21 protein-coding genes, 1 tRNA gene and 2 pseudogenes are annotated in these 25,211 nt (G+C 39.8%); 5 read left to right on the top strand and 19 right to left on the bottom strand.

The window, feature by feature from the left end:
- Positions 1-73 precede the first annotated feature (73 nt).
- From PAN06_RS06670 to PAN06_RS06650, 5 genes are all read right to left on the bottom strand, one after another.
- Positions 74-577 carry a tRNA (cytidine(34)-2'-O)-methyltransferase gene (locus tag PAN06_RS06670; RefSeq protein WP_000181389.1) on the bottom strand — a complete coding sequence of 168 codons (504 nt, stop codon included), beginning with the start codon at positions 575-577 and terminating at the stop codon, positions 74-76.
- Between the two features lie 192 nt (positions 578-769).
- Positions 770-1,600, bottom strand: a complete 831-nt coding sequence (locus PAN06_RS06665; protein WP_269795913.1) for an energy-coupling factor transporter transmembrane component T — start codon at positions 1,598-1,600, stop codon at positions 770-772.
- On the bottom strand, positions 1,585-3,267 hold the full coding sequence (locus PAN06_RS06660; RefSeq protein ID WP_004260599.1) for an ABC transporter ATP-binding protein: 1,683 nt from the start codon (positions 3,265-3,267) through the stop codon (positions 1,585-1,587). Before PAN06_RS06660 ends, PAN06_RS06665 begins: the two co-directional genes overlap by 16 nt.
- Positions 3,268-3,435: 168 nt before the next feature.
- Complete coding sequence (locus PAN06_RS06655) at positions 3,436-3,981, bottom strand: ECF-type riboflavin transporter substrate-binding protein (RefSeq protein WP_004260596.1); 546 nt, start codon at positions 3,979-3,981, stop codon at positions 3,436-3,438.
- Between the two features lie 15 nt (positions 3,982-3,996).
- Positions 3,997-4,845: an S-adenosyl-l-methionine hydroxide adenosyltransferase family protein gene (locus PAN06_RS06650; RefSeq protein ID WP_001063590.1), complete on the bottom strand. Its 849-nt coding sequence runs from the start codon at positions 4,843-4,845 to the stop codon at positions 3,997-3,999.
- A gap of 188 nt (positions 4,846-5,033) precedes the next feature.
- Between PAN06_RS06650 and trkA the strand changes: the two genes are divergently transcribed.
- Positions 5,034-6,383, top strand: a complete 1,350-nt coding sequence (trkA, locus tag PAN06_RS06645; protein ID WP_042750050.1) for a Trk system potassium transporter TrkA — start codon at positions 5,034-5,036, stop codon at positions 6,381-6,383.
- A gap of 3 nt (positions 6,384-6,386) precedes the next feature.
- A complete protein-coding gene (locus PAN06_RS06640; protein ID WP_042750049.1) occupies positions 6,387-7,826 on the top strand; it encodes a TrkH family potassium uptake protein in 1,440 nt (479 codons plus the stop codon).
- A gap of 43 nt (positions 7,827-7,869) precedes the next feature.
- Here PAN06_RS06640 and PAN06_RS06635 read toward each other — a convergent pair whose 3' ends face one another.
- The 5 genes and pseudogenes from PAN06_RS06635 to PAN06_RS06615 all read right to left on the bottom strand — a co-directional run bounded on the left by PAN06_RS06635 (position 7,870) and on the right by PAN06_RS06615 (position 12,898).
- The gene (locus PAN06_RS06635) at positions 7,870-8,673 is read right to left on the bottom strand and encodes an ATP-binding cassette domain-containing protein (protein ID WP_042750048.1); all 804 of its coding nucleotides are present in this window, start codon (positions 8,671-8,673) and stop codon (positions 7,870-7,872) included.
- Positions 8,674-8,685: 12 nt separating this feature from the next.
- A complete protein-coding gene (locus PAN06_RS06630; protein WP_042750045.1) occupies positions 8,686-9,579 on the bottom strand; it encodes an ABC transporter permease in 894 nt (297 codons plus the stop codon).
- 11 nt (positions 9,580-9,590) lie between these two features.
- Positions 9,591-10,568 (bottom strand): ABC transporter substrate-binding protein, encoded by a 978-nt coding sequence (locus PAN06_RS06625; protein ID WP_269795912.1) that lies wholly within the window; start codon positions 10,566-10,568, stop codon positions 9,591-9,593.
- Between the two features lie 382 nt (positions 10,569-10,950).
- Positions 10,951-11,070 (bottom strand): annotated as a pseudogene (locus PAN06_RS06620) (IS630 family transposase); the annotation flags it as partial.
- A 202-nt stretch (positions 11,071-11,272) separates the two neighbouring features.
- Positions 11,273-12,898 carry a malolactic enzyme gene (locus tag PAN06_RS06615; RefSeq protein WP_125458134.1) on the bottom strand — a complete coding sequence of 542 codons (1,626 nt, stop codon included), beginning with the start codon at positions 12,896-12,898 and terminating at the stop codon, positions 11,273-11,275.
- 272 nt (positions 12,899-13,170) lie between these two features.
- Between PAN06_RS06615 and PAN06_RS06610 the strand changes: the two genes are divergently transcribed.
- On the top strand, positions 13,171-13,521 hold the full coding sequence (locus PAN06_RS06610) for a helix-turn-helix transcriptional regulator (RefSeq protein ID WP_000208712.1): 351 nt from the start codon (positions 13,171-13,173) through the stop codon (positions 13,519-13,521).
- Positions 13,522-13,648: 127 nt separating this feature from the next.
- Positions 13,649-14,527: pseudogene (locus PAN06_RS06605) on the top strand (LysR family transcriptional regulator).
- A 415-nt stretch (positions 14,528-14,942) separates the two neighbouring features.
- Here the strand turns inward: PAN06_RS06605 and PAN06_RS06600 are convergent.
- The 5 genes from PAN06_RS06600 to PAN06_RS06580 all read right to left on the bottom strand — a co-directional run bounded on the left by PAN06_RS06600 (position 14,943) and on the right by PAN06_RS06580 (position 21,433).
- The gene (locus PAN06_RS06600; RefSeq protein WP_001291285.1) at positions 14,943-15,869 is read right to left on the bottom strand and encodes an ATP-binding cassette domain-containing protein; all 927 of its coding nucleotides are present in this window, start codon (positions 15,867-15,869) and stop codon (positions 14,943-14,945) included.
- A 10-nt stretch (positions 15,870-15,879) separates the two neighbouring features.
- Positions 15,880-16,947, bottom strand: a complete 1,068-nt coding sequence (locus tag PAN06_RS06595; RefSeq protein ID WP_000159550.1) for an ABC transporter ATP-binding protein — start codon at positions 16,945-16,947, stop codon at positions 15,880-15,882.
- A gap of 8 nt (positions 16,948-16,955) precedes the next feature.
- Positions 16,956-17,882, bottom strand: coding sequence for an oligopeptide ABC transporter permease OppC (gene oppC / locus PAN06_RS06590; RefSeq protein ID WP_000103691.1), 927 nt, complete (start codon positions 17,880-17,882; stop codon positions 16,956-16,958).
- A complete protein-coding gene (locus PAN06_RS06585) occupies positions 17,882-19,378 on the bottom strand; it encodes an ABC transporter permease (RefSeq protein ID WP_261021944.1) in 1,497 nt (498 codons plus the stop codon). Before PAN06_RS06585 ends, oppC begins: the two co-directional genes overlap by 1 nt.
- A 66-nt stretch (positions 19,379-19,444) precedes the next feature.
- Positions 19,445-21,433: a peptide ABC transporter substrate-binding protein gene (locus tag PAN06_RS06580; protein WP_269795911.1), complete on the bottom strand. Its 1,989-nt coding sequence runs from the start codon at positions 21,431-21,433 to the stop codon at positions 19,445-19,447.
- A gap of 161 nt (positions 21,434-21,594) precedes the next feature.
- On the opposite strand from PAN06_RS06580, the gene PAN06_RS06575 reads away from it, so the two are divergent.
- Positions 21,595-21,665: transfer RNA gene (locus tag PAN06_RS06575), tRNA-Cys, on the top strand.
- A 196-nt stretch (positions 21,666-21,861) separates the two neighbouring features.
- On the opposite strand, the gene PAN06_RS06570 is transcribed toward PAN06_RS06575, so the two are convergent.
- The 4 genes from PAN06_RS06570 to PAN06_RS06555 form a co-directional block, all read right to left on the bottom strand.
- Complete coding sequence (locus PAN06_RS06570) at positions 21,862-23,193, bottom strand: hemolysin family protein (RefSeq protein ID WP_269795910.1); 1,332 nt, start codon at positions 23,191-23,193, stop codon at positions 21,862-21,864.
- Between the two features lie 155 nt (positions 23,194-23,348).
- Complete coding sequence (gene endA, locus PAN06_RS06565) at positions 23,349-24,173, bottom strand: DNA-entry nuclease EndA (RefSeq protein ID WP_269795909.1); 825 nt, start codon at positions 24,171-24,173, stop codon at positions 23,349-23,351.
- Positions 24,174-24,211: 38 nt separating this feature from the next.
- Positions 24,212-24,400 (bottom strand): DNA-directed RNA polymerase subunit beta, encoded by a 189-nt coding sequence (locus tag PAN06_RS06560; protein WP_070480259.1) that lies wholly within the window; start codon positions 24,398-24,400, stop codon positions 24,212-24,214.
- Positions 24,393-25,211 (bottom strand): UDP-N-acetylglucosamine 1-carboxyvinyltransferase (locus PAN06_RS06555; RefSeq protein ID WP_269795908.1); only part of this gene is annotated, 819 nt, incomplete at its 5' end. The genes PAN06_RS06560 and PAN06_RS06555, both read right to left, overlap by 8 nt.

Here is a 25,211-nt window from a genome sequence, read left to right as displayed (position 1 = left end):
CCCTGAAGACTCTTTTATCATAACAAAAAACGCTTGCAAGCGCAAGCATTTTGTTCATTTTCATTTTCATTTTTTATTTCAATTTATCCACTTCATAGGTATGAACAAGCTCAAGACCTGCAAAGTTCTGCTGGCGAAGAGCCTCATAGACAATCATGCAGACGGTATTAGACACATTGAGACTGCGGACATGTTCATCATTCATAGGAATACGGAGAGCTTTCTCAGGATGTTCTCGCATAAAGTCCTCAGGCAAGCCCTTGTCTTCACGTCCAAATAGAAAATAATGGTCTTCGTTAGTCGATAAATCCACCTCAGAATAGACTTTCTCAGCAAATTTAGAAATCAGATAGAGTTTTCCCTTCATCTGAGACATGAAATCCTCTAAACTCTCGTAAAAATAAATCTCTAGCTTATCCCAATAATCCAATCCAGCTCGCTTCATCTTGCGGTCGTCAATAGGAAAGCCCATTGGCTTGATGATGTGGAGGGGAGAATTGGTCGCAGCGCAAGTACGCGCAATATTGCCTGTATTTTGTGGAATTTGTGGTTCAAATAATACAATGTGATTTGTCATGACTTGCTTCCTTTCACCATTGCAAAAAAATAGCCACACTGCCCGGAGTCAAGCTCAGCAAACAGCGTGGTTAAGGCATCGTTAACTTACCTCACAACAGGTTTGAAGTAAATCAGCGAAACTACTTTCTTAGTATAACACTTTCAGAATCATTGTCAATAGAAACGACTTGATTTTTTCAATTTTTTCAAGCTATTTCCAAGGGTTGTAAAATCGTCCGTGATTCTGCAAGATAAGTAGTAAACTAGCTACTAAAAATACAGCTGCCAAGAGCAAGGTAATATAATCTCCTTTTTTCAAGGCCTGATAACTATACCAAGTGCGTTTTTTCTCTTTCCCAAAGCGGCGAAGTTCCATGGCGGTCGCAATGGTATCAATGCGTTCTAGCGAGCTAAAAATCAAGGGAGTGATAATGCGCAGATTGCCTTTGATTCGTTGCATAAGAGAAGCTTTCTTGGATAATTCCATCCCACGCGCCTCCTGAGACATCTTGATAGTAAAGAATTCTTCCTGCAAATCTGGAATATAGCGCAAGGTCAGGCTAACTGAATAGGCAATCTTGTAAGGAACACCAATCTGATTTAAACTGGAAGCAAACTGACTAGGATGGGTTGTCATCAAAAAGATAATAGCCAGAGGAATGGTGCAAAGGTACTTAATAGCCAAATTTAGCAGATAAAAGAGCTCTTGACTGGTCAGAGTGTAGGCACCGATTCCCTGCCAAATCACACTTCTCTCTCCGTAAAGTCCAACCCCATACTCGGGAGAAAAGAGATAGACCATCAAGACATTCAAAATCGCAAATACCGTAGCAAAAACGGCTACAAAGGAAACATCTTTAAAACGGATTTCTGACAAATAGAGGAGAAAGACCGAAAATATGGCAATCAGAACAAGCAGTCTGGTATCATAGCTAATCATGGCCGCCAATGACACGAGAATGAAAAAGAGGAGTTTCCCAGCTCCTGACAAGTGATGAATCACAGTATCTCTATGCTGGTAACCGATTAATTTAGCTTGCATCCTTCTCTCCTTTCTTTGTAAAATGCCGTTAAAGCAAGTGGATCCACGTCGAGTTTCTTAGCCAAGTTGAAGATAGAAGTTTCTTTTAGATTGGCTTTTACTAACAGCTCAGGACTGCTCAAAAGACTAGCTGGATCAGTATCGGCAATCAATTCCCCATCCACCATGACAAGAGCCCTATCCGAATAATCCAGCATCAATTGCATATCATGGGTAATCATGACAATGGTATGACCTTTTTGATGCAGTTCTTCAAGAAATTCCATAATCTCAGTATAGTTCTTCTGGTCTTGACCTGCAGTCGGTTCATCTAAGAGGATAATTTCAGCCCCTAAGACCAAAATCGATGCAATAGTCACACGTTTTTTCTGACCAAATGACAGGGCAGAAATAGGCCAATTACGGAATTCATAGAGACCACAGATTGTCAAAGTTTCATAGACTCTCGTTTCAATTTCCTGCTCTTCCACACCTCGCAAACGAAGTCCCAGAGCCACCTCATCAAAAATCATATTGGTTGAAATCATTTGATTAGGATTTTGCAGCACATAGCCTACTCGTTCCGCCCGCTCTGCAACAGAATCTCCTTTGATATCCTGTCCTTCCCAAAGATAGCGACCTTCCGTCTGAATAAAGCTACTTAAGGCCTTGGCTAGAGTTGACTTCCCTGCTCCATTTTTCCCGACAATAGCAATCTTTTCACCCTTTTTAATATCCAAATGTAGGGATTTTAAAATCGGTCTATCATCATAAGAAAAAGACACGTTCTCTAATTTAAAGAGTGACTGCAATTCTGGGGTTTCTTTTACCAGTTCATTCTGCAACTGAACCTGACCTTTTGAGATAGACAAGTTATCCAGATCTGCTAATTGTTCTTCCTTAACTAAATCCACACCCAATTGACGGAGAGTGGTCAGATAAAGGGGTTCTCGAATTCCATTTTGTGTCAATAAATCAGTCGCCAGTAACTGGTCAGGACTCCCATTAAAGAGGATACGACCATCGTTTATCAAGACAATCCGATCCACAGGGCGATGCAGAACATCCTCCAAACGGTGCTCGATAATAAGAGTCGTTGTTCCTTCTTCCTTATGAATCTGGTCAATCAATTCGATAATATCCTGACCTGACTTGGGATCCAGATTGGCTAGTGGTTCATCAAACAAGAGAATTGGACTCTCATCAATCAAGACACCAGCTAGACTGACTCGCTGCTTTTGTCCACCTGACAAATCTTGGGGACGCTGAGACAGTAAAGAAAGAAAGTCCAGCTTTTCAGCCCATTTATGAACACGACTTTTCATGTCATCTAGATCTGTCACGTCATTTTCCAGAGCAAAAGCCAAATCCTCTGCCACAGACAGGCCGATAAACTGCCCATCTGTATCCTGCAAAACTGTGCTGACTAGATGAGATTTATCATAGATACTCATATCAAAGGCCGCTTGCCCCTTGATCAAAAATTCTCCAGACGTCTGACCCTTGTAAATATTGGGAATAATCCCATTCAAACATTGACCCAAGGTCGACTTACCTGACCCAGATGGCCCAACAATTAAGACTTTCTCTCCCTTATAAATGGTCAAGTTCACTCCTTGCAAGGTTGGTTCTTGTTGCGTTTCATACTGGAAAGAGAAATCCTTCCACTCAATTATAGCTTCTTTCATCTTACTCTCTTCATTCGCTTCTTAGACTTCTATTTTATCATAAATCAAGCCCTTCTTGCAGTCTCTTCTCGTAAAATCTTAGCGTCAAAAAGAGTCCTATCATAGCTTGCTTGCCTAACTAATCAATAAACATCGAAAAAGACTGGTTGTCCAGCCTTTTCTCTTATGTTAATCCTTTTTCAAACTTCCTGAACGAGTCTGCGTACGTGAATAAGCTAGCAAGAGAAGGGTACCTGCGATAGCTACAGTTACAGCATTTGCAATTCCCGCAACAATCCCTTGTGCAAATACTTTTTCTGCCGCTTCTTGATAAATCACAACATCTCCAAGTGGTGCCAAGACACCCCAAACAAGAGCATTTGCAACAATCTGAATGAGGTTAAAGAAGACAATATCCTTCAACTCAAAAACACCCTGTGTTACTCGAATGTATTTTCTAAAGAGACCTACAGCTAGACCAAAGAGACCACTAGCAATAATCCAAGTCCACCATAGACCGTAGCCAGCAAGAGAGTCCTTCACTGCATGCCCAATTAAACCAACAAGTAGTCCCACTAGAGGGCCAAAAATAATAGACAAGAGGCTCTGTACCGCATACTGAAGCTGGATGCTTGTATTTGGAATAGGCGTTGGAATACTGATCATCCCGATGACAACAAAGAGCGCAGCTCCAACACCGATAGCAACAACTTGTTTAATTGATTGATTTTTCATCTATATTCTCCTATTTTATGATTCTATTTTCTTTATTTCAATGGTCCAAGATGAACCGACACCCACATTATAGGCCTTGGCAAAGGAACCTTGGTTGATAGCCAGACCTAAACGATAGAGAGAGTTGATGTAAAGGATGGGTTGCCCAATTCTCACATCTGCAAATGATTTGCCATAAACAACCTGATTTTGATAGACCAGCATATCAGCGTGATAGATAGTCACTTCAAAACGGTCACCGAATGCTGGTTCCAGCTTGTAAAATTCTTCTCGCGTGATAGAGGTCCAAAGCGAACCAAAACGCACATCCAGAATATCAATAGCTCCCTTCACCAAATGATCTTCTATGATAGTCTCTACAACTGGAAGCTCCACAATCTGATCCACACTGAGCTCTGGTCCCACTTCCTCAAAACTAATGTGACCGCTGGCTAGTTTAGCACCAGTATAGGCATAAACATCACGACCGTGGAAAGTATAAGAATGCTCTGTATTTTGACGTCGATTGGCCACTTCAGAAATCTCACGAATAGCTACAATACCAACGTGTTTCTTGATAAAGGAAAGAGTTCCATTGTCTGGTGTGACAATGTATTGATTTTTTGCAGTTTTGGCAACCACACTCTTACGTTTCGAGCCGACACCTGGATCGACAACCGATACAAAAGTCGTTCCCTCAGGCCAGTAGTCCACCGTCTGAAAGAGACGGTAGCTCCCCTCAAAAATATTATAAGGCGTGATATCGTGCGTCAAGTGATGAATTTTTAAAGTTGGAGATTCTTCTAAAGCCACTCCAATCATAGCCGATACCGCACCATCAACCAGACCAAAGTCTGATTGTAATACCAGTAAATTATTATTCATTTTATCTCCTTGTATATCCTTTATCATACCATATTTCAGAGAAAGGTGCTAATAGCTATTTCAATTGCTTAGGGTATAGTTTTACCTTATAGCAAATTTCCTACTAAAAACTCTGGTGATTAGCTAGTAGGTGCATTTTTTCTTGAAAAAAGGTATGATAGTTACATAATGAAGAAGTAGGTTTTATTATGAAAATTATCCTTGTCGGAGGGGGAAAAGTTGGTTCTGCCCTCTGTCGCTCCTTGGTTGCAGAAAAGCATGATGTTTTGCTGATTGAGCAAGACGAAGCTGTTCTCAATCATATTGTTAATCGCTTTGATATCATGGGCATCCTTGGTAACGGGGCCGATTTTACCATCCTTGAGCAAGCCAGTGTCCAGGATTGTGATATCTTTATCGCCCTGACTGAATACGATGAAGTGAACATGATTGCAGCTGTTCTAGCCAAAAAAATGGGAGCTAAAGAGACCATCGTTCGTGTGCGGAACCCTGAATATTCTAACTCTTATTTCAAGGAAAAGAATATTCTCGGTTTTTCTCTTATCGTTAACCCTGAGCTCTTGGCTGCTCGTGCTATCGCGAATATCATTGACTTCCCCAACGCCCTCTCTGTCGAACGTTTCTTTGGTGGACGGGTCAGCTTGATGGAATTCACTGTTAAATCCTCCAGTGGTCTTTGCCAAATGCCCATTTCTGATTTTCGGAAAAAATTTGGCAATGTCATTGTCTGTGCGATAGAGAGGGATCATCAAATTATCATTCCAAGCGGTGACATGACTGTACAGGATAAAGATAGAATCTTTGTCACTGGTAACCGTGTTGACATGATGCTCTTCCATAATTATTTCAAGTCTCGTGCCGTGAAGAGTCTTCTTATTGTTGGAGCTGGTAGAATTGCCTATTATCTACTAGGTATCCTCAAAGACAGTCGTATCGATACCAAGGTTATTGAAATCAATCCTGAAATCGCTAGCTTCTTTAGCGAGAAATTCCCAAACCTCTACATCGTTCAAGGAGATGGTACCGCAAAAGATATCCTGCTGGAAGAAAGTGCTCAAAACTATGATGCCGTTGCGACTCTAACAGGGGTCGATGAGGAAAATCTGATTACCTCTATGTTCCTTGACAGGGTAGGTGTGCAGAAAAATATTACTAAGGTCAATCGTACCAGTCTCCTCGAGATTATCAATGCGCCTGATTTTTCAAGTATCATCACACCTAAAAGCATCGCTGTAGATACAATCATGCACTTTATTCGTGGTCGGGTTAATGCCCAGTATTCAGACCTTCAGGCCATGCACCATCTAGCCAATGGCCAAATCGAAACCCTACAATTCCATATCAAGGAAGCCAATAAAATGACTGCCAAACCTCTTTCTCAACTGAAATTGAAAAAAGGGGTTCTGATTGCAGCTATCATTCGAAAGGGCAAGACTATTTTCCCAACTGGGGAGGATATGCTGGAAGTTGGAGACAAGCTCCTAGTAACAACCCTGTTGCCAAACATCACCAAGATTTATGACTTGATTGCGAGGTAAGAAATGAATAAAAGTATGATTCGTTACCTCCTTTCAAAATTACTTTTGATTGAAGCTGTTCTTCTTTTGGTTCCTGTGTCTGTCGCTGTCTATTACCGTGAATCGAGCCAAGTCTTTACGGCCCTCTTTTCAACAATAGGGATCCTCGTATTACTAGGCGGTTCAGGAATTTTACAAAAGCCCAAAAATCAACGAATTTACGCCAAAGAGGGAATCTTGATTGTAGCCCTCTGTTGGATCCTTTGGTCTTTCTTTGGCGGTCTCCCCTTTGTTTTTGCTGGGCAAATTCCCAGCGTTATCGATGCCTTTTTTGAAATCAGTTCGGGCTTTACAACTACTGGAGCAACTATTCTGAACGACGTTTCAGTTCTCAGTCGTTCCCTCCTCTTCTGGCGAAGTTTTACCCACTTGATTGGAGGGATGGGGGTGCTTGTTTTTGCGCTTGCTATTATGGATAATGCCAAGAATAGCCACCTAGAAGTAATGAAGGCTGAGGTTCCTGGTCCTGTTTTTGGTAAAGTAGTATCCAAACTAAAAAACACTGCCCAGATTCTCTATCTCCTTTATCTAGCTCTCTTCTCCCTCTTTGTCATCATCTATTATCTGGCTGGCATGCCCCTTTTTGATAGTTTTGTCATTGCCATGGGAACAGCAGGTACAGGAGGTTTTACAGTCTATAACGATGGAATTGCCCACTATGGTAGCTCACTGATTACCTATCTGGTTAGTATCGGGGTTTTGGTTTTTGGGGTAAATTTCAATCTCTACTACTACCTCATGCTCCGTCGCGTCAAAGCCTTCTTTGGTGACGAGGAACTTCGTGCTTACTTGATCATCGTGCTAGTTTCTACAGGCTTGATTAGCCTTAATACCCTCTATCTCTACTCAGGATTTTCCAAGAGCTTTGAAATGGCCTTCTTCCAGGTTTCCAATATCATTACAACGACTGGTTTTGGTTACGGGGATATTACCAACTGGCCTCTCTTCTCCCAGTTTATCCTTCTCTTCCTCATGGGAATCGGTGGTTCTGCTGGTTCAACCGCAGGTGGACTCAAGGTTATTCGAGGCCTCATCCTTTCAAAAATTGCCAAAAACCAAATTTTGTCAATCCTATCGCCCCACCGTGTTTTGACCCTCCATGTTAATAAAACGGTGATTGACAAAGATACCCAGCATAAGATTCTCAAGTACTTTGTCATCTATTCTATGATTTTGCTATCCCTTATCTTTATTGTCAGCCTAGATAGCAACAATTTTCTGGTTGTGACCAGTGCTGTCTTTAGCTGTTTCAATAATATAGGACCTATTCTAGGAACCACTTCTAGTTTCTCAATCTTTAGTCCTATCTCAAAAATTCTCCTCTCCTTTGCAATGATTGCAGGTCGATTAGAGATTTACCCAATCCTACTTCTCTTTATGAAGAGAACTTGGTCTAAGAGATAAAATACAACCACACCTTGTGTCTTACAAAGTGTGGTGTTTTTCTTTATCCCAAAACCAATTCATCACTGACTAGACTTTGGCCACTATTTTTCTGGAAGAGATGCATGAGGTCTTCAACTGTCAGATGCTTTTTCTCTTCTCCCTTGACATCCACCACTATCTTACCCTGATAGAGCATAATGAGACGATTGCCGTACTCAATCGCATGGTTCATATCGTGGGTAATCATCAAAGTCGTCAACTGATGGTGTTCCACAATTTTTTGCGTCAAATCCATCACCATTTGACTAGTTTTCGGGTCAAGTGCCGCAGTATGTTCATCCAAAAGCAAAAGTTTGGGTTTCACTAGAGCTGCCATGACTAGGGTCAAAGCCTGTCTTTGTCCTCCTGAGAGATATTGAGTATCTACTTTTAAGCGGTTTTCAAGACCAATATTCAACTCCTTCAAGGCCTCTTGGAACTGGATTCTATTCTTCTCCTTCACGCCCCAACCAAGCCCTCTCTTCTGCCCGCGTCTCAATGCAATAGCCATATTCTCCTCAATCGTCAAACGAGAAGCTGTTCCCATCTTAGGATCTTGAAAAACACGGGCGATATCCTTGGCTCTCTTTCTTACACTCAGATTTTTAATGGATTTACCTGCCAATAAAAGGTCCCCTTCATCCACCGATAGATTGCCAGCCAAGATATTCATCAAAGTGGATTTCCCTGCTCCATTTCCACCAATCACAGAGATAAAATCTCCCTCTTCAACCTCTAAATCTAATCCTTTGAGGACATGGTTCTCATTGACCGTCCCTGCTTCAAATGTTTTGTGAATATTTTCAAGTGTTAACAAACTTGCCATAACTTTCTCCTCCTATTCATTTCTCAATTTTAGACCACGAATCTTTAATCTCTTTTGCAATTCTGGCGCAAATAAAACTAAGGCTAACAAGATTGCATTAAAGAGACGAACCAGGTTTTGATCTAGATTTGGAATTTCATAGATATTTAAAATAATCAAACGGTATACAATAGCACCAATTCCGATGGATAACAAGCGGCCTCCAATGGTCAAGTCGTGTATCAAGACTTCCGCAATAATGACTGCACTCAAACCAACAACGATAGTTCCTGTCCCAGAAGTCACATCTGAAAATCCATCATTTTGGGCAAACAAGGAACCACATAGGGCAATCAAGCCGTTTGAAATCATGTAACCAACAATCTTCATGGTGTCTACATTGACCCCATTGGCCTCACTCATCGGAATATTGTCCCCAGTCGAACGCAAGACCAAGCCAATCTCTGTTTTCATCAAAAGAGTCAAGACCAAACAAACAAGTAAGAGACAGGCCAAACTAAGTGAGAAAACAGCTTCTTCATTTGACAGCCCTAAGATTGCCAATTGTTTAAAGACAGTTGAAGAATCTCCCAAGGAAAGATTGGGCACGCTACCCATGATTTTAATATTGATTGAATAAAGCCCTGTCAAGGTCACAATCCCTGTCAAGAGAGCAGGGATTTTCATCTTGGTGTGGAGCATTCCTGATACAAGACCTGCTACCATACCTGCCAGCAAAGCAAGTAAAGTCGCAATCCAAGGATTTGTCCCTGCCTGTATCTGTGATACGACGACAGCTGCCCCCAGAGGAAAGGCTCCTTCAGCAGTCATATCCGCAATATCCAAAATACGGAAAGTCAAGTAGACCCCAATCGCCATAATCGACCACAACAAACCTTCTGATAAACTAGATAACACAAAATTCATCTTAAACCTCCTTATTCCTTGCCTTCTAACTTACTAATATCAATTCCTAGTGCATCTGCCATTTCTTGATTGGTATGCAATTCCAGTTTTTCAGGCAACTCAACTGCTATATTTTCTGGCTTTTCACCTTTTAAGACACGAATCAACATGCGTGCTGTCTGACGCCCCAATTCTTCATAATTGGTACCGTAGTTATACAAGCCACCAACAGCAATCATTTCTGTTGAACCACCGAATACTGGAACCTTGTGTTTAATAGAAACCTGCTTGACTGTTTCCATGGTTGACGAAATGATATTATCCGTTGGCACAAAAACCATATCCACCTCTGCCATCAAGCTCTCTGCTGCCACCTTGACGTTGTTACTGTCCAAGATTGTTTTTTCAACAACGGTAAAGACTTTTTCTTCCAGAAGTCGCTTAGCTTCATCCTTTTGGACAACTGAATTGGGCTCGCTCTGAGTATAGAGAATTCCAATTGTTTTAGCCTTTGGTAACACTTTCTTTATCAAATTGATTTGGGTTGAAATGGCATCTGATGACTGGTCGCTTGTCCCAGTTACATTGCCTCCAGGATGCTCTCTTGACTCAACCAACTTGGCACTGACAGGATCTGTTACAGCTGAAAAGATAACAGGTGTCGTTTGTGTTGTATTAGCCAAGCTCTGAGCAGAAGGCGTTGCGATGGCTAGAACGACATCACTAGATTCTGCTAGTTGCTGGGAAATGGTTTTTAGATTTCTTTGTTCTCCTTGTGCATTTTGCAAATCAATCTCGATATTTTTCCCTTCAATATAACCTTGCTTGCCCAGCTCATCCACAAACCCTTCTCTAGTAGCGTCTAAGGACTGGTGGGTAATAAATTGTGAAATACCGATACGAAATACATCTTTTTTCTTATCTGCCTTCAACTGATGCAAACTAATCAGAGAGGTCAAGAGGATCCCCACTACCAAGAGAGGGGCTAGTAATTTTCGAACAACTTTCATAATGAAACTCCTTCTCAGAAAAGATAAAACAAAAAACCGCCTAGATACTATCTAAACGGATGCTTGAAATAATCTAACAAGTTATAACTTTGCTAGTCCATTTAGATATTCATCTATATGGACCACAATCAAAAATCTTAGCCACATAGATACAAACAAATTGCTTGAACTGTTTGCATCCATGGTGACATGTCTACAAACACTATCTAAAGTAGCTAAAGTAAAAGTTTTGATTCATCGTTACAGCTTGTTTCTTATTCATTTCTTTTTCTGCTTTCTTTTTTGATGTTTCTTATCTTACCACCTTTTTCATCACCTGTCAAGAATATTTCAGAATTTTTTAAAATTTTTCGAAAATTCTTTCATAATTCTTTTAGGATAATTTCAAAGATTTGCCCATTAGACAAAATAGAACGATTTGAAGACTTTTATGGTATTTAGTTGTACTAGAGTCTTTTAAAAGTGTTTTGATAACTTGTATTTCTTCTTTGGTTGATTTCATATCACTATTATATAATGCATTTTGATTTTAGTGTAGTATTAAACTGACTCTTGGCAGTCGGACAAAAAATCGACAGTTATTTTATACTGTTTAAAACCAATAGTCAATACGACAATCTCTTTACTTTTCGGTTATCAACTCTGTAGATTGCTAACATATCCAAAATAAGCCAAGTATCCCGAGGATAGGCAACAGAAATGAATTATTTATACTCTGGATACCACTTAAAATCACGAACTGCTTTGGCCATATCTGTTTCCTTAGCGCGTGCAAGACCTTGCTCTTGTGCTTTTTTAGCGACTGCTTCTGCTACTTTAATAGAAACATCTGCTACATACTTGAATGGTGGCAAGACAGGAGCTCCTGGTTGGCCTGGATTGACAATACCACTCAATGAATGCGCCGCTGCTCCAATCATTTCATCAGTCAAAAGACTTGCTTCAGAAGCCAGCATACCTAGACCAAGACCTGGGTAAATCAGGGCATTATTTGCTTGACCAATCACATAGTCTACACCTTTATAAGAAACCGTATCAGCAGGAATTCCTGTTGCGACAAAAGCTTTGCCATCTGACCATTCAATCAAATCTTTGGCACTAGCTTCTGCCAATTTAGTTGGATTTGACAAAGGGAAAATCATTGGACGTTCTGTGTATTCACACATAGCTTCTACTATTTCTTTAGTGAAGGTATTAGGCTGAGTTGAAGTTCCTACAAGAATGGTTGGCTTCACAGTCTTCACTACTTCAAGCAGGTCAGTCAACTTATCTGCATTACTAAAGTCAGCACGTTTCTTAGCAAATGGTTTTTGTTCTGGTGTCAAGTCATCCATGTCATCAAAGAGAAGACCTTGTTTATCAACCATAAAGAACCGTTTATAGGCTTCTTCTTCAGAAAGACCTTCACTTACCATTTCACGAAGAACACGAGAGGCAATTCCTGCACCCGCAGTACCACCACCATAGCAAAGATAAACTTGATCTGTTAATTTTTCACCACTAATATCCAGCGAACCAAAGATACCACCCAAGGTAACGATTCCTGTACCTTGAATATCATCATTAAAGGTCGGAATTTGTTTCCGGTATTTTTCAAGAATATTGGCAGCATTCAAGCGGCCGAAGTCTTCCCAGTGAAGGTAGAGTTTAGGAAAGAGACGTTCTGCTGTTTGAACAAATTGGTCAATGAAGTCGTAGTAACGATCTCCGCGGACCCGTTCGTGACGATTTCCTAAGTAATTAGGATTGTTACGAAGTTCTTCACGGTTAGTCCCTGCATCAATGACTAAAGGAAGGACCATCGAAGGATCGATTCCAGCAGCACCTGTATAGACCATCAATTTCCCAACAGAAATATCGACACCATTTGTTCCCCAGTCGCCAATTCCAAGGATTCCTTCTGCATCTGTTACAACAATGAGACGAATCTCGTGACCCCCGGCAGCGTTTTTCAAAGTAGCTTCAATATTTTCAGGATGATTAATATCAAGATATCCCGCATATTGGGGATCTACAAAAAGATCACTATAGCCTTCAATCGTATCTGCAATGGTTGGATCATATACAATTGGATTGAATTCTTTCAAATGTTGAGAAAAGAGGTAATAGAAAAGAGTCCTGTTGGTATTAAAAATTTCCATTAGGAAAAGACGTTTTTCCAAATCATTGGCTTTTGTTTGCATTTGTGCATAAGTTTGCGCCGCTTGTTCTTCAATCGTTTGAACATACGGTGGCAGTAAACCAATAAGGCCTAGTTCCTTTCGCTCCTCTAAGGTAAAGGCAGTACCTTTATTGAGGAAAGGATTGTTTAAAATATCATGTGCAGTCATAGTGCAAGCTCCTTTTTACTTATATTATACCACATGAAACGAATTGTTCGTAAAACGTTGTTGTTTAAATAATACAATTGTATACGCATATGTTATAAATTTCTGAACTCATCAAACTCTCGATGATCTCTCTTTACTAAAAGTTTCGAGTAAAATAAACCAATCATACAAATTGACAATCCTAATTAAAATAAATATCATCTAGGTATGTTATGTAATACTTTGTATTTTTTAAGGTGTTTTTTGTCATATAAAACTTGTATTCTATTTATATGACAACTAAAAACTATTTACAACAATATATTTCCCAAAAAGTGAAATATTTTCGAACACAGAATAAAATGAGCCAGGAAGAACTTTCGGAACAAGCAGGACTCGGGCTTAAGTATATCAATCAACTTGAAAACCAAAATGTGAATCTGACCATTCACAGTCTTGAAAAAGTGATTGACGCCCTAGAAATGACCCCAGAGGAATTTTTCAATTTTGATAGCCTTGAATCAACCTCTGATAAGAGTGACAATCTTTCACTCAAAAGAATCAACATGAAGATTAAACAGCTCCCTATTGATAAACGAGAAAAAATGTTGGTCATTTTTGAGAGTATCTTAGATAATCTTTGAGATCCCTGACTCACTTACATTTTAACTGGTGAATACTCGTATAGTCAAATTGTAGGATACGGATAAAAATTATTTATCTGCTGTTTTCCACTTATTTTCCTTCTCCAACTAATGAAAGTGAACCCATATGAATTTAAAAGATCTACAATATTTTTATGACCTCTGCCAGCTTCAATCCTATACGGAAGTAGCAAAACAACATAAAGTCAGCCAACCATCTATTTCTTATGCTATCAAGCGCTTAGAGGAATCCTTTAACTGCAAATTGATTCACCATGACCCCTCGCATCGTTCCTTCAAGCTAACTCCTCAAGGACAAATCCTTCTAAAGCATACAGAACTGATTTTACCTGAGGTCATTTCTACTCGCAAAGAAATTAATCGCTCCTTGGCACAATACTCTACTGTAGGATTCCCTCCTATTATCATTCAGTATCTCTTTGCTGCCTTAAACGAAAAAGATAAATTCGATTTTTTAAAAAAGATACGCCCTATCCGCGGTGGCTCCGTAGAGTTATTAAACCTTCTCCTTAAGGGAGACCTTAATGCAAGCCTACTCGGTTTAATTGAACCTCTCAATTATCCTTCAATAGAGACACACGAGCTATTTCATAAAGAACTGTATGTCGTTTTATCTAAGAACCATCCTTTTGCCACTGTTCCTTCCCTCGCTTTTGAATAATTAGTAGATCAATCCTTTATACTCTTAGACGAACACTTTGTTCACCTGAAAGCTTTTGAAACGCTTAATCAGAAGCATCAAAACAAGGCAGAAATATTCTTTAAGACTGATGACATTGTCATTCTTAAAGAACTTTTAAAGAAAGGGATTGGCCTTAGTTTACTTGCTGATATCGCACTTTCTGATGAAGATGATGATTTAATAAAAATTCCTCTTATACCGAAGGATAAGATAACTTTTACAGTTTATTACGCTTACATTAAATCAGCTACACCGTCATCAGAAGTAGAAGCCTTATTTAATCTCCTTAAATCATATGAATAGAAAAAACTCTAACTATCAATGAACTGATAGCTAGAGTTTTTTACATTGTAGATATTAGACTCAATGAAAATCAAAAAGCAAACTAGGAAGCTAGCCTCAGGTTGCTCAAAACACTGTTTTGAGGTGGCAGATAGAGCTGACGTGGTTTGAAGAGATTTTCGAAGAGTATTAGAATATAGTAGATTGAAGCTAGAGTAATACGCCGCGACTTCTAAACCTTTTCTAGAAATTAATTTGACTTTCCTAATAGAGTTGTTCAGATTTTATTTCATATCACTATAATTCAATGATTTTCTAAGAATTCTATTTCTTTCGAAAATTCTTTCAAACTACTTTCAAAGTTTTTCCAAATCAATCCAACAAAAAAAGGTTTATAATTTCCATAAAAGTTGACATGGAAATTATAAAACCATTATTAGTTTAACCCTTGTTGATAACGTGCCAATTCGGCTTGGTTAGCCCATACATAGTGACCTGGACGGATTTCTACCATAGATGGCTTATCTGTCTCATAATCATGTTGATCTGGATCATATACTTTCAATACCTTCTTGCGTTCCAAGATTGGATCTGGGATAGGTACCGCTGAAAGCAAAGCCTGAGTATATGGATGAATTGGATTGTTAAACAATTCTTCTGTTTCTGCAACCTCTACAATAACACCCTTGTAAATAACCGCGATACGATCTGAAATAAAACGAACAACCGACAAGTCATGGGCGATAAAGAGATAGGTCAAGCCAAGTTCTTTTTGGAATTTTTTGAGCAAGTTTAAGACTTGAGCACGAACAGAAACGTCCAAGGCTGAAATGGGCTCATCCGCAATAACAAAGTCTGGTTGCATAACCAAGGCACGGGCAATACCGATACGTTGACGTTGACCACCTGAGAATTCATGAGGGTAACGAGTCAAGTGCTCAGCAAGAAGACCTACTTCACGGATAATATTTTGAACTTTCTCTTTACGTTCTTCTTCATCCTTGAACAGATGATGATTGTAAAGACCTTCAGAAATAATATAATCAACAGTGGCACGTTCATTCAAACTTGCCGCAGGGTCTTGGAAAATCATCTGGATACGACGAATCAATTCTGCAGCTTGTTCACGCGATTTCTTACCATTAATCTTTTGACCATCAAAAATGATATCCCCATTACTTGTATCATTAAGACCGATGATGGCACGACCAATAGTTGTTTTCCCACTTCCTGACTCACCTACAAGCGAAAAAGTTTCCCCCTTGTTGATAAAGAAGTTAGCATTTTTAACCGCGACAAACTTCTTACTTCCTTCACCGAAGGAAATTTCTAAATCTTTGATTTCTACTAATTTTTCAGACATTTCCTTCCTCCTAGTCAGCCAGATGGGCAAATCCCATTTTTTCACGGATTTTATCGTGGAGATTTGCAATCACAGCTGGTTTTTCTACTTTTGGAGCATCCTCATGAAGAAGCCAAGTTTTAGCCCAATGCGTCTCTGATACTGAGAATTGAGGAGCTTTTTGTTCGAAGTCAATCTGCATTGCATAGTCTGAACGCAAGGCAAAGGCATCTCCTTTCAAGTCAGTATAAAGTGACGGAGGTGTTCCTGGGATTGAGTAAAGATCCCCTTTATCATCAGCAAGCTGAGGCAAGCTAGACAAGAGACTCCACGTATATGGATGGCGAGGGTCATAGAAGACTTCCTCAACAGTTCCATACTCAACGATTTCTCCTGCATACATAACCGCTACCTTATCCGCAATACTTGCCACCACACCAAGGTCGTGGGTGATAAAGATTGTTGTGAAATGGTACTCGTTTTGTAAAGATTTTAGCAAATCAATAATCTGTGCTTGGATGGTTACATCCAAGGCAGTCGTTGGCTCATCACAAATCAAGACATCAGGTCGGCAGGCAAGGGCAATCGCAATAACGATACGTTGACGCATTCCTCCAGAATATTGGAATGGGTATTCATCAAAACGTCTATCTGCGTCTGGAATCCCAACCTTATTCATGTAGTCAATGGCCAATTCTTTCGCTTCTTTAGCTGTTTTTCCTTGGTGTTTTACAATAACTTCTGTAATCTGACTACCAATTGTTTTAATTGGGTCCAAACTAGTCATTGGATCTTGGAAGATAGTCGCAATCTTAGCACCACGAATTTGTTCCCAATCCTTGTGAGAAGATAAAGCTGTCAAATCTTGACCACGGTAGTCAATACTTCCTTGGGCAATGCGACCATTTTCTTCAAGCATACCTGTGAAAGTCTTTGTCAAAACAGATTTCCCTGATCCTGACTCACCTACCAAGGCTAATACTTCTCCTTCAACTAGTTCAAGGGAAACGCCGCGAATGGCTGTCAATACTTTGTCACGAACGTCAAATTCCACGACAATATCGCGAGCAGTCAAAATTACATTTTTTTCTTTTGTCATTTCTACTCCTATCTATGTGTACGTGGATCACTAGCATCCGCTAAGTTTTGACCAACTACGAAAAGGGACAAGGATACCAAGACAAGGGTTGTCAATGGAATCCAGAACAAGTAAGCATTAGTTGTTACGTTTTGTGAATAATCTGAAATCAAACGCCCCAAACTTGGCACGGTAATCGGTAATCCAAGACCGAAGAATGACAAGAAGGCTTCGTATGAGATAAAGCTTGGAAGCATTTGAGTCATGGTTGTCACAATAACAGATACCAATTGAGGCATGATATTTTTGGCAACAATCTTCAAGGTTGGTGTTCCCAAAGTGCGTGATGCCAAGTTGTATTCCAAATCACGGTAACGCAAGATTTGCACACGAATCATGAAGGCAATCCCAATCCATGTTGTTACACTCATGGCAAAAATCAGATTCCAAAATCCAGCTCCGATTGAGTAAGTCAAGACAATGACAATCAAAAGAGATGGGATGTTTGAGATGACGTTATAAACTTCCATCATCACGCGGTCAACTGATTTTGAAATTCCCCAAATACCACCGACAAAAACACCGATAACCAAGTTAATCACTGTCGCAATCACAGAAATGAGGATAGAGTTACGAGCTCCGAACCAGACACCGTCAAAGAGAGATTTACCGTTACTGTCTGTACCGAACCAATGCTCAGCATTTGGCTTGATATAACGAGCACTAAAGTCGTTTACCTTGCTGACATCATTGAAATCAAACTTAGAAAACATTGGGTAGATGAAACTCATCAAAATGATAGCTACCAAGATTCCCAACATGACTACAGTTGATTTTTTCTTCATAAATTGTCTAAACACTGAACCCCAATATGAATAAGCTGGAGCATCAATGGCTTCAGAGGCAAAATCGTCACGTTTTACAAACTGAAATTTTTCTTTATCGATTGTAGACATTATTTGCCTCCTTTCTCAGTCAATTTAATACGTGGGTCAATAATCGTCATCCAAATATCTCCCAAAAGAAGTGAGAAGATAGAAATACATGTAAAGATGAAGACAAGACCAACGACCATAGAGTTATTAGATGCTTTTACAGAGTCAATCAACATTTTACCCATACCTGGGAAAGCGAAGACTGTTTCAGTAAGGGTTGCACCACCGATAACCCCGATAACAGCACCAGGAATTCCTGAAACCAGCGGAACCATGGCATTTTTAAAGATGTGTTTATTTGAAATTTCTTTTTCAGACAAACCTTTTGCACGAGCAAAACGAACAAAGTCCTGTGACTGCAAGTCAATCATGTAACGACGAATCCAAATAGCTGTACCAGGAGCACCCAACAAACCAAGGATAACTGCTGGTAAAACATACGAACGCCAATCTCCAGCACCCAAGATAGGGAATGAATCTGGCAAGCCGATTGAAGAACCAGCCAAACGAACGATATAAACCAAGGCAATTGTTGGAAGAGCCATCAAGAAGGTCAAAGCCCCTGTTGAAAAGCTATCAATCCAAGTATTCTTGAAGCGAGCCATAGCTGAACCAAGTGGCACAGCAATCGCATAAGAAATCACCAAACCGATCAATCCAACGACTGCAGAGCTAGCAATCATAGAAGGATATTGGTAGTTGCTTTCAGTTGCAGTATATGGATCATCTTTCCCATAGTTAGCCACTTCACGAGAGTCAGCCTGACTAGGTGATTTGTAGGTTCTTGAGTAAATATTTACAGAAGAAGTTTTCTTACCTGTTGGGAACTGAACTTGAGATGTTTTTGTTTGCCCTTGTCCTTGAGTAATAACCTGTAAAACAGGGCTATTAGCATAGGTTGGATAAGAGTCACCTAAATTAATGTTCACAAAGTTTTGATGCACAAACGGGAACTGACTATTGAAGTACAAGAGATATTTATGTTTAGTTCCTGAACCAACCAATGACCATCCGATCGCTGGATCATTTTCAAAACGAAGGTAACGTTTCAAGTCTGGATTTTCAGGGTCTTGAATTTTATTAGTATGATCAATGTCAATCAAGTTAGCATAGAATTTGAAAACACGTTCAAAAATTGGGATTTCACGAGTAGCGTAGAATTGGCCACTTTCAGTAAATTCTCCCAGGGTCCAACCATGACCGATTTGTTTGATGTATTTTTCATAGATAGCCTTGTTGGTATCATTGGCTTCAACGGTTACCGAAGAATCCATCTGGCTAGCTTTTTCTTGCAACTCTTTGGTATCGTAGTACTCGATATAGCCCATACGCTCATAAACAGTATTCTCATAGTTATCACGTTTATCAGCAGTTGTCGCAATCTTGTTATAGTTGGTATCCTGTTTGAAAATCAATTTTCGAGGAACCATTGTATAGATAATCGTGTAGGTCAAGGTTGTTACTAAGAAGATAGAAACCAAGGACCGCAAAACACGCATAAAAATATATTTTTTCATATCATTTCCTTTAAAAATCCCAAAAGAACCTTCTCCTCATGGAGAGAAAGTTCTATTGAAAATTATTTACTTCACATGACTTGCCAATTCTTTTTGAGCTTTCTCGTTTGACTCAGTCTTTTCTTTCAACCATTTTTCACGAGCTTTTTCATACTCTTCTTTGGTGATTGCTTTTTCACCAACTTCAGTGTACTTCAAGTATCCTGAATTTTCACCTTTAAGGCCGGCTACAGAATATGAAGAGCTAAATGGTAGAACTTTTGAAACATATGAAACGGCTGTTTCTTTAGGAGAAGCCATTACTGGAATTGTCAAAGCATTGTCAGTCAACCAAGCTTGTGCCACCGCGTATTTTTCATAACGTTTTTGAACATCTTGGTTTTCGCTGTTTGCGTCATCAAGTAATTTTCCATAGTCAGCTAAACCAAGTTTACTTACTACTGATGCATCTGTGTTTTGGTCAATACCAAGGTAAAGACGAGTGCTTCCTCCCTTAAGGACGAATTGATCCAAGAAAGTAGAAGGATCTTGATAGTCAGGGTTCCATCCTAGCAAGGTATGGATATCCCAGTCTTGTTCTTTAGCTGTTGGAGCGCTAAATGAAATTGGTAAAGCTTCTGCTTGAGTCATTTGTTGTAAGTCTACAACAACATTATCTGAACCCAATACTTTTTCAATTGATTGTTTCAATGATTGAACACGGTTTACAACCGCTGTTGATTCTTGGATAACCAAGGCATCCAAGTGGATTGGGAATTCAACACCTTCAGCTTGTAGGCTTGATTTTGCTTTAGCAAAGACTTCTTTAGCTTTTTCTTCATTGTAAAGGCCATTTTGAGAATCTGCTAGAGACACGTTTGACCAAGTAGAAGAATTTGTCTTAGCCAAGCTATCTTGTACCAATTCACCAAATGTTTTCTTACCAACTTGAAGATTATAAGGTGCAAACGTATTACGGATGGCTACTGCAGCTCCATCAGTACCATTTGTTTGAGCTGAGTAAGAATTGCGATCGACAGCAAAGTTCAAGGCTTGACGGAATTCCTTGTTTAGCAATGCTTTCTGAGTAGATGTCTTTTGAGCATCACTTGTTTTGGCAGTATGATTATAGGTTGTACGGCCATAGTTCAAGCTGACAGTTGCAACACCCGCTCCTGGTTCATTAAAGTAAATGTTATCTTTAAAGTCAGCTGCATATTTTTCATATGTAGAACTTGTAGGGAAGATACGAGCCTTGCTATATTGACCATCAGCAAAACCTTTAGCAATCACATCTTGGTCCTTACCATCCCAGAAAGTGAACTTAACGTTCTCAATTTTTACATTTTCTTTATCCCAGTATGCATCATTTTTAGCCATCTCGATAGATGATTTTGGAGTTACAGATTTTAAGACAAATGGACCGTTATAAAGAATAGAGTTAGCATCGGTTGGGGCACCAAAACCTTCCCCTTTTGAAGTTAAGAATTCTTCATTAACCGGCATCAAAACACCACTAGTGGTCTTGTCATTCCAGAAAGTTTCTGGCTGGTTCAAGGTATATTCTAATGTTTGATCATCAAGCGCTTTTACTCCAACGGTTGAAAAATCGCTTGTTTCAGCCTTGATATAGGCTTCTAATCCCTTAATAGAAGAGCTAACGATTGAAAGTCCTTTTGATTTTCCATCTACGGCGTGTTTCAAACCAGTAACGAAGTCTTTAGCAGTTACAGGAGCGTATTCTTCTCCCTCTGCTGTCACCCATTTAGCATCCTTGCGGATTTTATAGGTATAAGTCAAACCATCTTTTGAAACTGTCCATGATTCAGCAATAGAAGGAACCAGGTTACCATATTTATCATTAGCCAACAAACCATCTACAGCATTCGTTGTGACGAATGATGTTGAATCGATATTGCTGACGATATAATCCAAGGTTTCTGGATCTGTTTGATAAACATATTGGTAATCTTTTGCTAGTTTAGCATTATTTGAACTAGTGTTTGAACACGCAGCTAGAACTCCTGACGCTAATAAGGTAGCTCCCGCTACAGCAAGCACTTGACTTTTTTTCATTTATTTACTCCTCTTATAAATAAAGTATAGGTTATCATCAATTATATCATAGATTTCAAGAAAAGTAAACGAATTTTCAGAATATTTAGGCTTATTGATACAAAAAATCTGAAAAAGCTATTGACTGAAAATCATTTTCAAGGTATAATAATAAACGTTAAGGCGGTATAGCCAAGTGGTAAGGCACGGCTCTGCAAAAGCTTGATCGTCGGTTCAAATCCGTCTACCGCCTTCTATAACTTGATTTTTCAGGTTTCATTTAAACAGAAAGCCCAATATAAAGGGCTTTTTTCTTTTTCCTCGAATAAATACGTATAACCTTAAAAAACTTTTGGGACTAGGTTGGGGCTGAGTTTTTCGAGGACTCAATTCCCTTTTGAAATCAACTGAAAAAAGCTTTGTCACACCTGGTGACAAAAGCCTCTAGTTTACTCTGTTTCTTCTTCTATTTCGACTTCGATAATTTGGACTTTTACCTTGGTAACACGTCCATTTTTCACTTTATCATTGGTTAGGATAAGCTGTTTGTTTTGGCTGACTAATTCATAACTGAGTTTCTCAGTCGTTGGAATGGTCCCAACTCCTGTCAAATAGTAACCAGCGATGGTATCAACGTCATCACTTTCCAGTTCAACATCAAAGTAGTCATTAAAATCATTGAGATTCATGGTACCTTGAACAATATAAGTATCTTCTCCAATTTTATGAACTTCGATTTCAGCCTTATCTGTTTCGTCATCGATTTCCCCAACGATTTCCTCTAAGAGGTCTTCCAGGGTCACCAAACCAGCCATCCCACCGTATTCATCTAGCAAGATTGCCATTTGTCTTTGGGTATTGCGCAGTTCTTTTAACAAGTCATCCACAAAAATAGTTTCAGGAACAAAAAGTGGATCTTGTAAGATTTTCTTCCAAACAATATTATCAAAACCGTCCACAAAGCCCGCCTTAAGGAGACTCTTGGTGTGAATGATTCCAATCACGTTATCCTTGTCTCCATCATAGACAGGGATACGAGAATAATTTTGTTTTAAAATACTTTGGATGATGGTTTGACTATTATCCTGAATATCGACCATAAAGGCATCCGTTCGAGGAACCATGACTTCTCTGGCCATTAATTCGTCCAGTGAAAAAATTCCTTGTAACATTTCAATTTCGTCAGCATCTAGTGTTTCTTCACTATTGGTCAACATGTACTCAATTTCATCACGGGTCATTTTTTCATCAGCATCGTCAAAGGTCATAGGAGTCAAGCGACTCAAGAGATTGGTAGATGCAGACAAGAGCCAAACAAAGGGACTAACTAGTTTCCCCAGCCCAATGATAACTGGCGCTGTACGAATCGCCAAAGCATCCTTTAGATTAAGAGCGATTCTCTTAGGATACAATTCCCCAAAAACGATGGAAATATAAGTCAAAAATGCTAAAGATAGAAAACTTGCAACGGCATAAGATGTTTCGCCATTTCCAAGCCAAGATGCAATTTCTCGTCCCAGAGTTTCTGCCAAACTCGCACCAGATAAGATCGTAATCAGGGTAATCCCTACTTGAATGGTTGATAAAAAGTGGTTAGGATTTTCTAGCACCTTCAGCAGACGAATATAGCGTTTATCTCCTTCTTCTGCCTTTTGTTCCACCCGCGCACGGTTAAGTGAAACCATGGCCATTTCTGTGGCTGAGAAAAAAGCATTTAACACTGTCAAGATAAACAACAAAACAAATTGTAGCAACAAATTCTGACTACTTGGGTCTTCCATAGTTCTTCTCCTAAAATAGTATCTTATCCTTTATTATATCACAAAATCTAGTCCAGTACATATTATTTTTTTCTTAGTGCCTATTCTAGCCCTGCTGAAACTAGTAAAAGAAGAACTCCTACATCTACAAGTGACATAGGAGTTTATGTTATCTTTTACTGAGTTACCGTTACTTCTCCAGTTCGGTAATCCAGTTGAAGCCCTTTTTGAACATTGGGAACTAGGACATTAAATTCCAATTCTCCGTCTGAAGACTTGGCTTCAATCTGTGAAGCTGAAGGAACTAAGTCCTCGTTTGAAGCGTAATAAAGGGTTACACGGTAACGGACACGCTTGTTTTGGTCCAAGGCTTTACGTACCATACTTTCATAGTAGTTTTGACCAGTCGAATCTTCAGCCTGTGCCTGATTTGCCCAGGCTGTTTGAACAGCAATGTTTTTAGGATTGCTTGTCGAGGCATCAAAACCATCCAAGCCACCGATTAAGGCATAGCCTAACAAGTGACCTCTATCGACCGCATGGGTATAAGTACCCTTTAGATTCTTAACCTGATGCCAGCCTGGAGGAGTCCATGAAGTCGAACCATTCCCAGTTTCTTCACGATTCTTGTACTGGCGAGTAGCCTTAGACAAGAGGGCATTAGCTACGGTTGGCACTGTTTCCTTGCCCACTGTCTTTGTTTTATTATCAGCGTAGGGCTTACTTGAAACCTTGGCATCTAGATTTGTTTTATTACCATTGACGATAAAAGCACCTGATCCATTCCACTCAAGACTCCCTTTTATTTGGCTTTTGACTGCATCTGTTAAGACACTTTCTGCCAACTCTTGACTAGGAGCTTCAGACGCTTGTTTTTTCTGACTAACCTTTGTTTTAGGACTATTAGCTGTCGACTGCATCTGCTTGATATAATAGCTTCCCGCAGATAAGAGTAATAACACTAGCAGTCCGATCAGTGTCTGTCTTGTTTTTTTATCCATTTTTCTCCTTATCTCTAGAAAAAGACTGGTTCTCCAGCCTAATTTCCTGTAAATTTATGAATCAATTCCTGCCATTTTGCTGGAGACAGGATAGCCCATGGATCTTGACCCTTGCCCAAGATTCCATAACCTACCATTAAGCCGATACCTAAGGCTAGAGCACCTAAAAACAGTACCAAAATGACTAAAAGTAAACGCTTGATTACGTAGCTTGATCTCTTATTCATCTTCATCACTTGCCTCAATCCGCTGAATCTTAGCGCCTAGCTGCGCCAACTTCTCATGGAAACGGTAGTAACCTCTATCCAAGTGAACCAATTTACCAACTACAGTTTCTCCTTGTGCTACCAAACCTGTCAAAATCAAGGCTGCACTGGCACGAAGGTCAGTTGAAAGAACTTCTGCCCCCTGCAAAGGCTGTCCACCAACAATACGAGCTGTATCACGGATAATCTCAGAATGTAAACCCATGCGACGCATTTCTTCTAAGTGTTGGAAACGATTTTCAAAAACTGTCTCCACCATAGTTGATTCCCCTTTTGCGACGGTCATCAAGGCTGTAAATTGAGCCTGCATATCTGTTGGAAATCCTGGGTGGGGCAAGGTTTTCACATGAACAGCTTTTAGATTTTCTAGTTGAGAACGAACTCGAATTCCTTCAGTTTCCTCCGTCACTTCCACTCCCATTTCAAGCAATTTGGCAATCAAGGGACGGTTGTGCTCCCAGACAGCGTCTTTTATCAAGACATCACCACCAGTCATGGCAGCAGCTACCATAAAGGTTCCTGCTTCGATACGGTCTTGGACTACATTGTGAGTCGTACCATGAAGTTTCTCAACACCGGTAATGGTAATGGTCTCTGTACCAGCACCCTTAACCTTAGCTCCCATTTCATTGAGGAGAATGGCTAGGTCAACAATCTCAGGCTCACGCGCAGCATTTTCAATCACTGTCACCCCATCAGCTAGAGTCGCTGCCATCATCAAGTTCTGCGTAGCACCAACACTTGGGAAGTCCATGTAGATATGAGCTCCATG

This window comes from Streptococcus sp. SM3 (genome assembly GCF_027497875.1).
Note: the sequence above shows the minus strand (reverse complement) of the source record. Positions and strands in the feature narration are given on the sequence as shown.

Coding starts and splice junctions, on each gene's coding strand:
- PAN06_RS06655 (WP_004260596.1), bottom strand. CDS start 3,981: ATGAAAAATCAATCAATTAAACAAGTTGTTGCTATCGGTGTTGGAGCT.
- PAN06_RS06635 (WP_042750048.1), bottom strand. CDS start 8,673: ATGGCAAGTTTGTTAACACTTGAAAATATTCACAAAACATTTGAAGCA.
- PAN06_RS06650 (WP_001063590.1), bottom strand. CDS start 4,845: ATGAATAATAATTTACTGGTATTACAATCAGACTTTGGTCTGGTTGAT.
- PAN06_RS06570 (WP_269795910.1), bottom strand. CDS start 23,193: ATGGAAGACCCAAGTAGTCAGAATTTGTTGCTACAATTTGTTTTGTTG.
- PAN06_RS06595 (WP_000159550.1), bottom strand. CDS start 16,947: ATGACAAAAGAAAAAAATGTAATTTTGACTGCTCGCGATATTGTCGTG.
- PAN06_RS06615 (WP_125458134.1), bottom strand. CDS start 12,898: ATGACTGCACATGATATTTTAAACAATCCTTTCCTCAATAAAGGTACT.
- PAN06_RS06610 (WP_000208712.1), top strand. CDS start 13,171: ATGACAACTAAAAACTATTTACAACAATATATTTCCCAAAAAGTGAAA.
- PAN06_RS06660 (WP_004260599.1), bottom strand. CDS start 3,267: ATGAAAGAAGCTATAATTGAGTGGAAGGATTTCTCTTTCCAGTATGAA.
- PAN06_RS06560 (WP_070480259.1), bottom strand. CDS start 24,400: ATGAATAAGAGATCAAGCTACGTAATCAAGCGTTTACTTTTAGTCATT.
- PAN06_RS06630 (WP_042750045.1), bottom strand. CDS start 9,579: ATGAATTTTGTGTTATCTAGTTTATCAGAAGGTTTGTTGTGGTCGATT.
- trkA (WP_042750050.1), top strand. CDS start 5,034: ATGAAAATTATCCTTGTCGGAGGGGGAAAAGTTGGTTCTGCCCTCTGT.
- PAN06_RS06665 (WP_269795913.1), bottom strand. CDS start 1,600: ATGCAAGCTAAATTAATCGGTTACCAGCATAGAGATACTGTGATTCAT.
- PAN06_RS06640 (WP_042750049.1), top strand. CDS start 6,387: ATGAATAAAAGTATGATTCGTTACCTCCTTTCAAAATTACTTTTGATT.
- oppC (WP_000103691.1), bottom strand. CDS start 17,882: ATGTCTACAATCGATAAAGAAAAATTTCAGTTTGTAAAACGTGACGAT.
- PAN06_RS06600 (WP_001291285.1), bottom strand. CDS start 15,869: ATGTCTGAAAAATTAGTAGAAATCAAAGATTTAGAAATTTCCTTCGGT.
- PAN06_RS06670 (WP_000181389.1), bottom strand. CDS start 577: ATGACAAATCACATTGTATTATTTGAACCACAAATTCCACAAAATACA.
- PAN06_RS06585 (WP_261021944.1), bottom strand. CDS start 19,378: ATGAAAAAATATATTTTTATGCGTGTTTTGCGGTCCTTGGTTTCTATC.
- PAN06_RS06580 (WP_269795911.1), bottom strand. CDS start 21,433: ATGAAAAAAAGTCAAGTGCTTGCTGTAGCGGGAGCTACCTTATTAGCG.
- PAN06_RS06625 (WP_269795912.1), bottom strand. CDS start 10,568: ATGAAAGTTGTTCGAAAATTACTAGCCCCTCTCTTGGTAGTGGGGATC.
- endA (WP_269795909.1), bottom strand. CDS start 24,173: ATGGATAAAAAAACAAGACAGACACTGATCGGACTGCTAGTGTTATTA.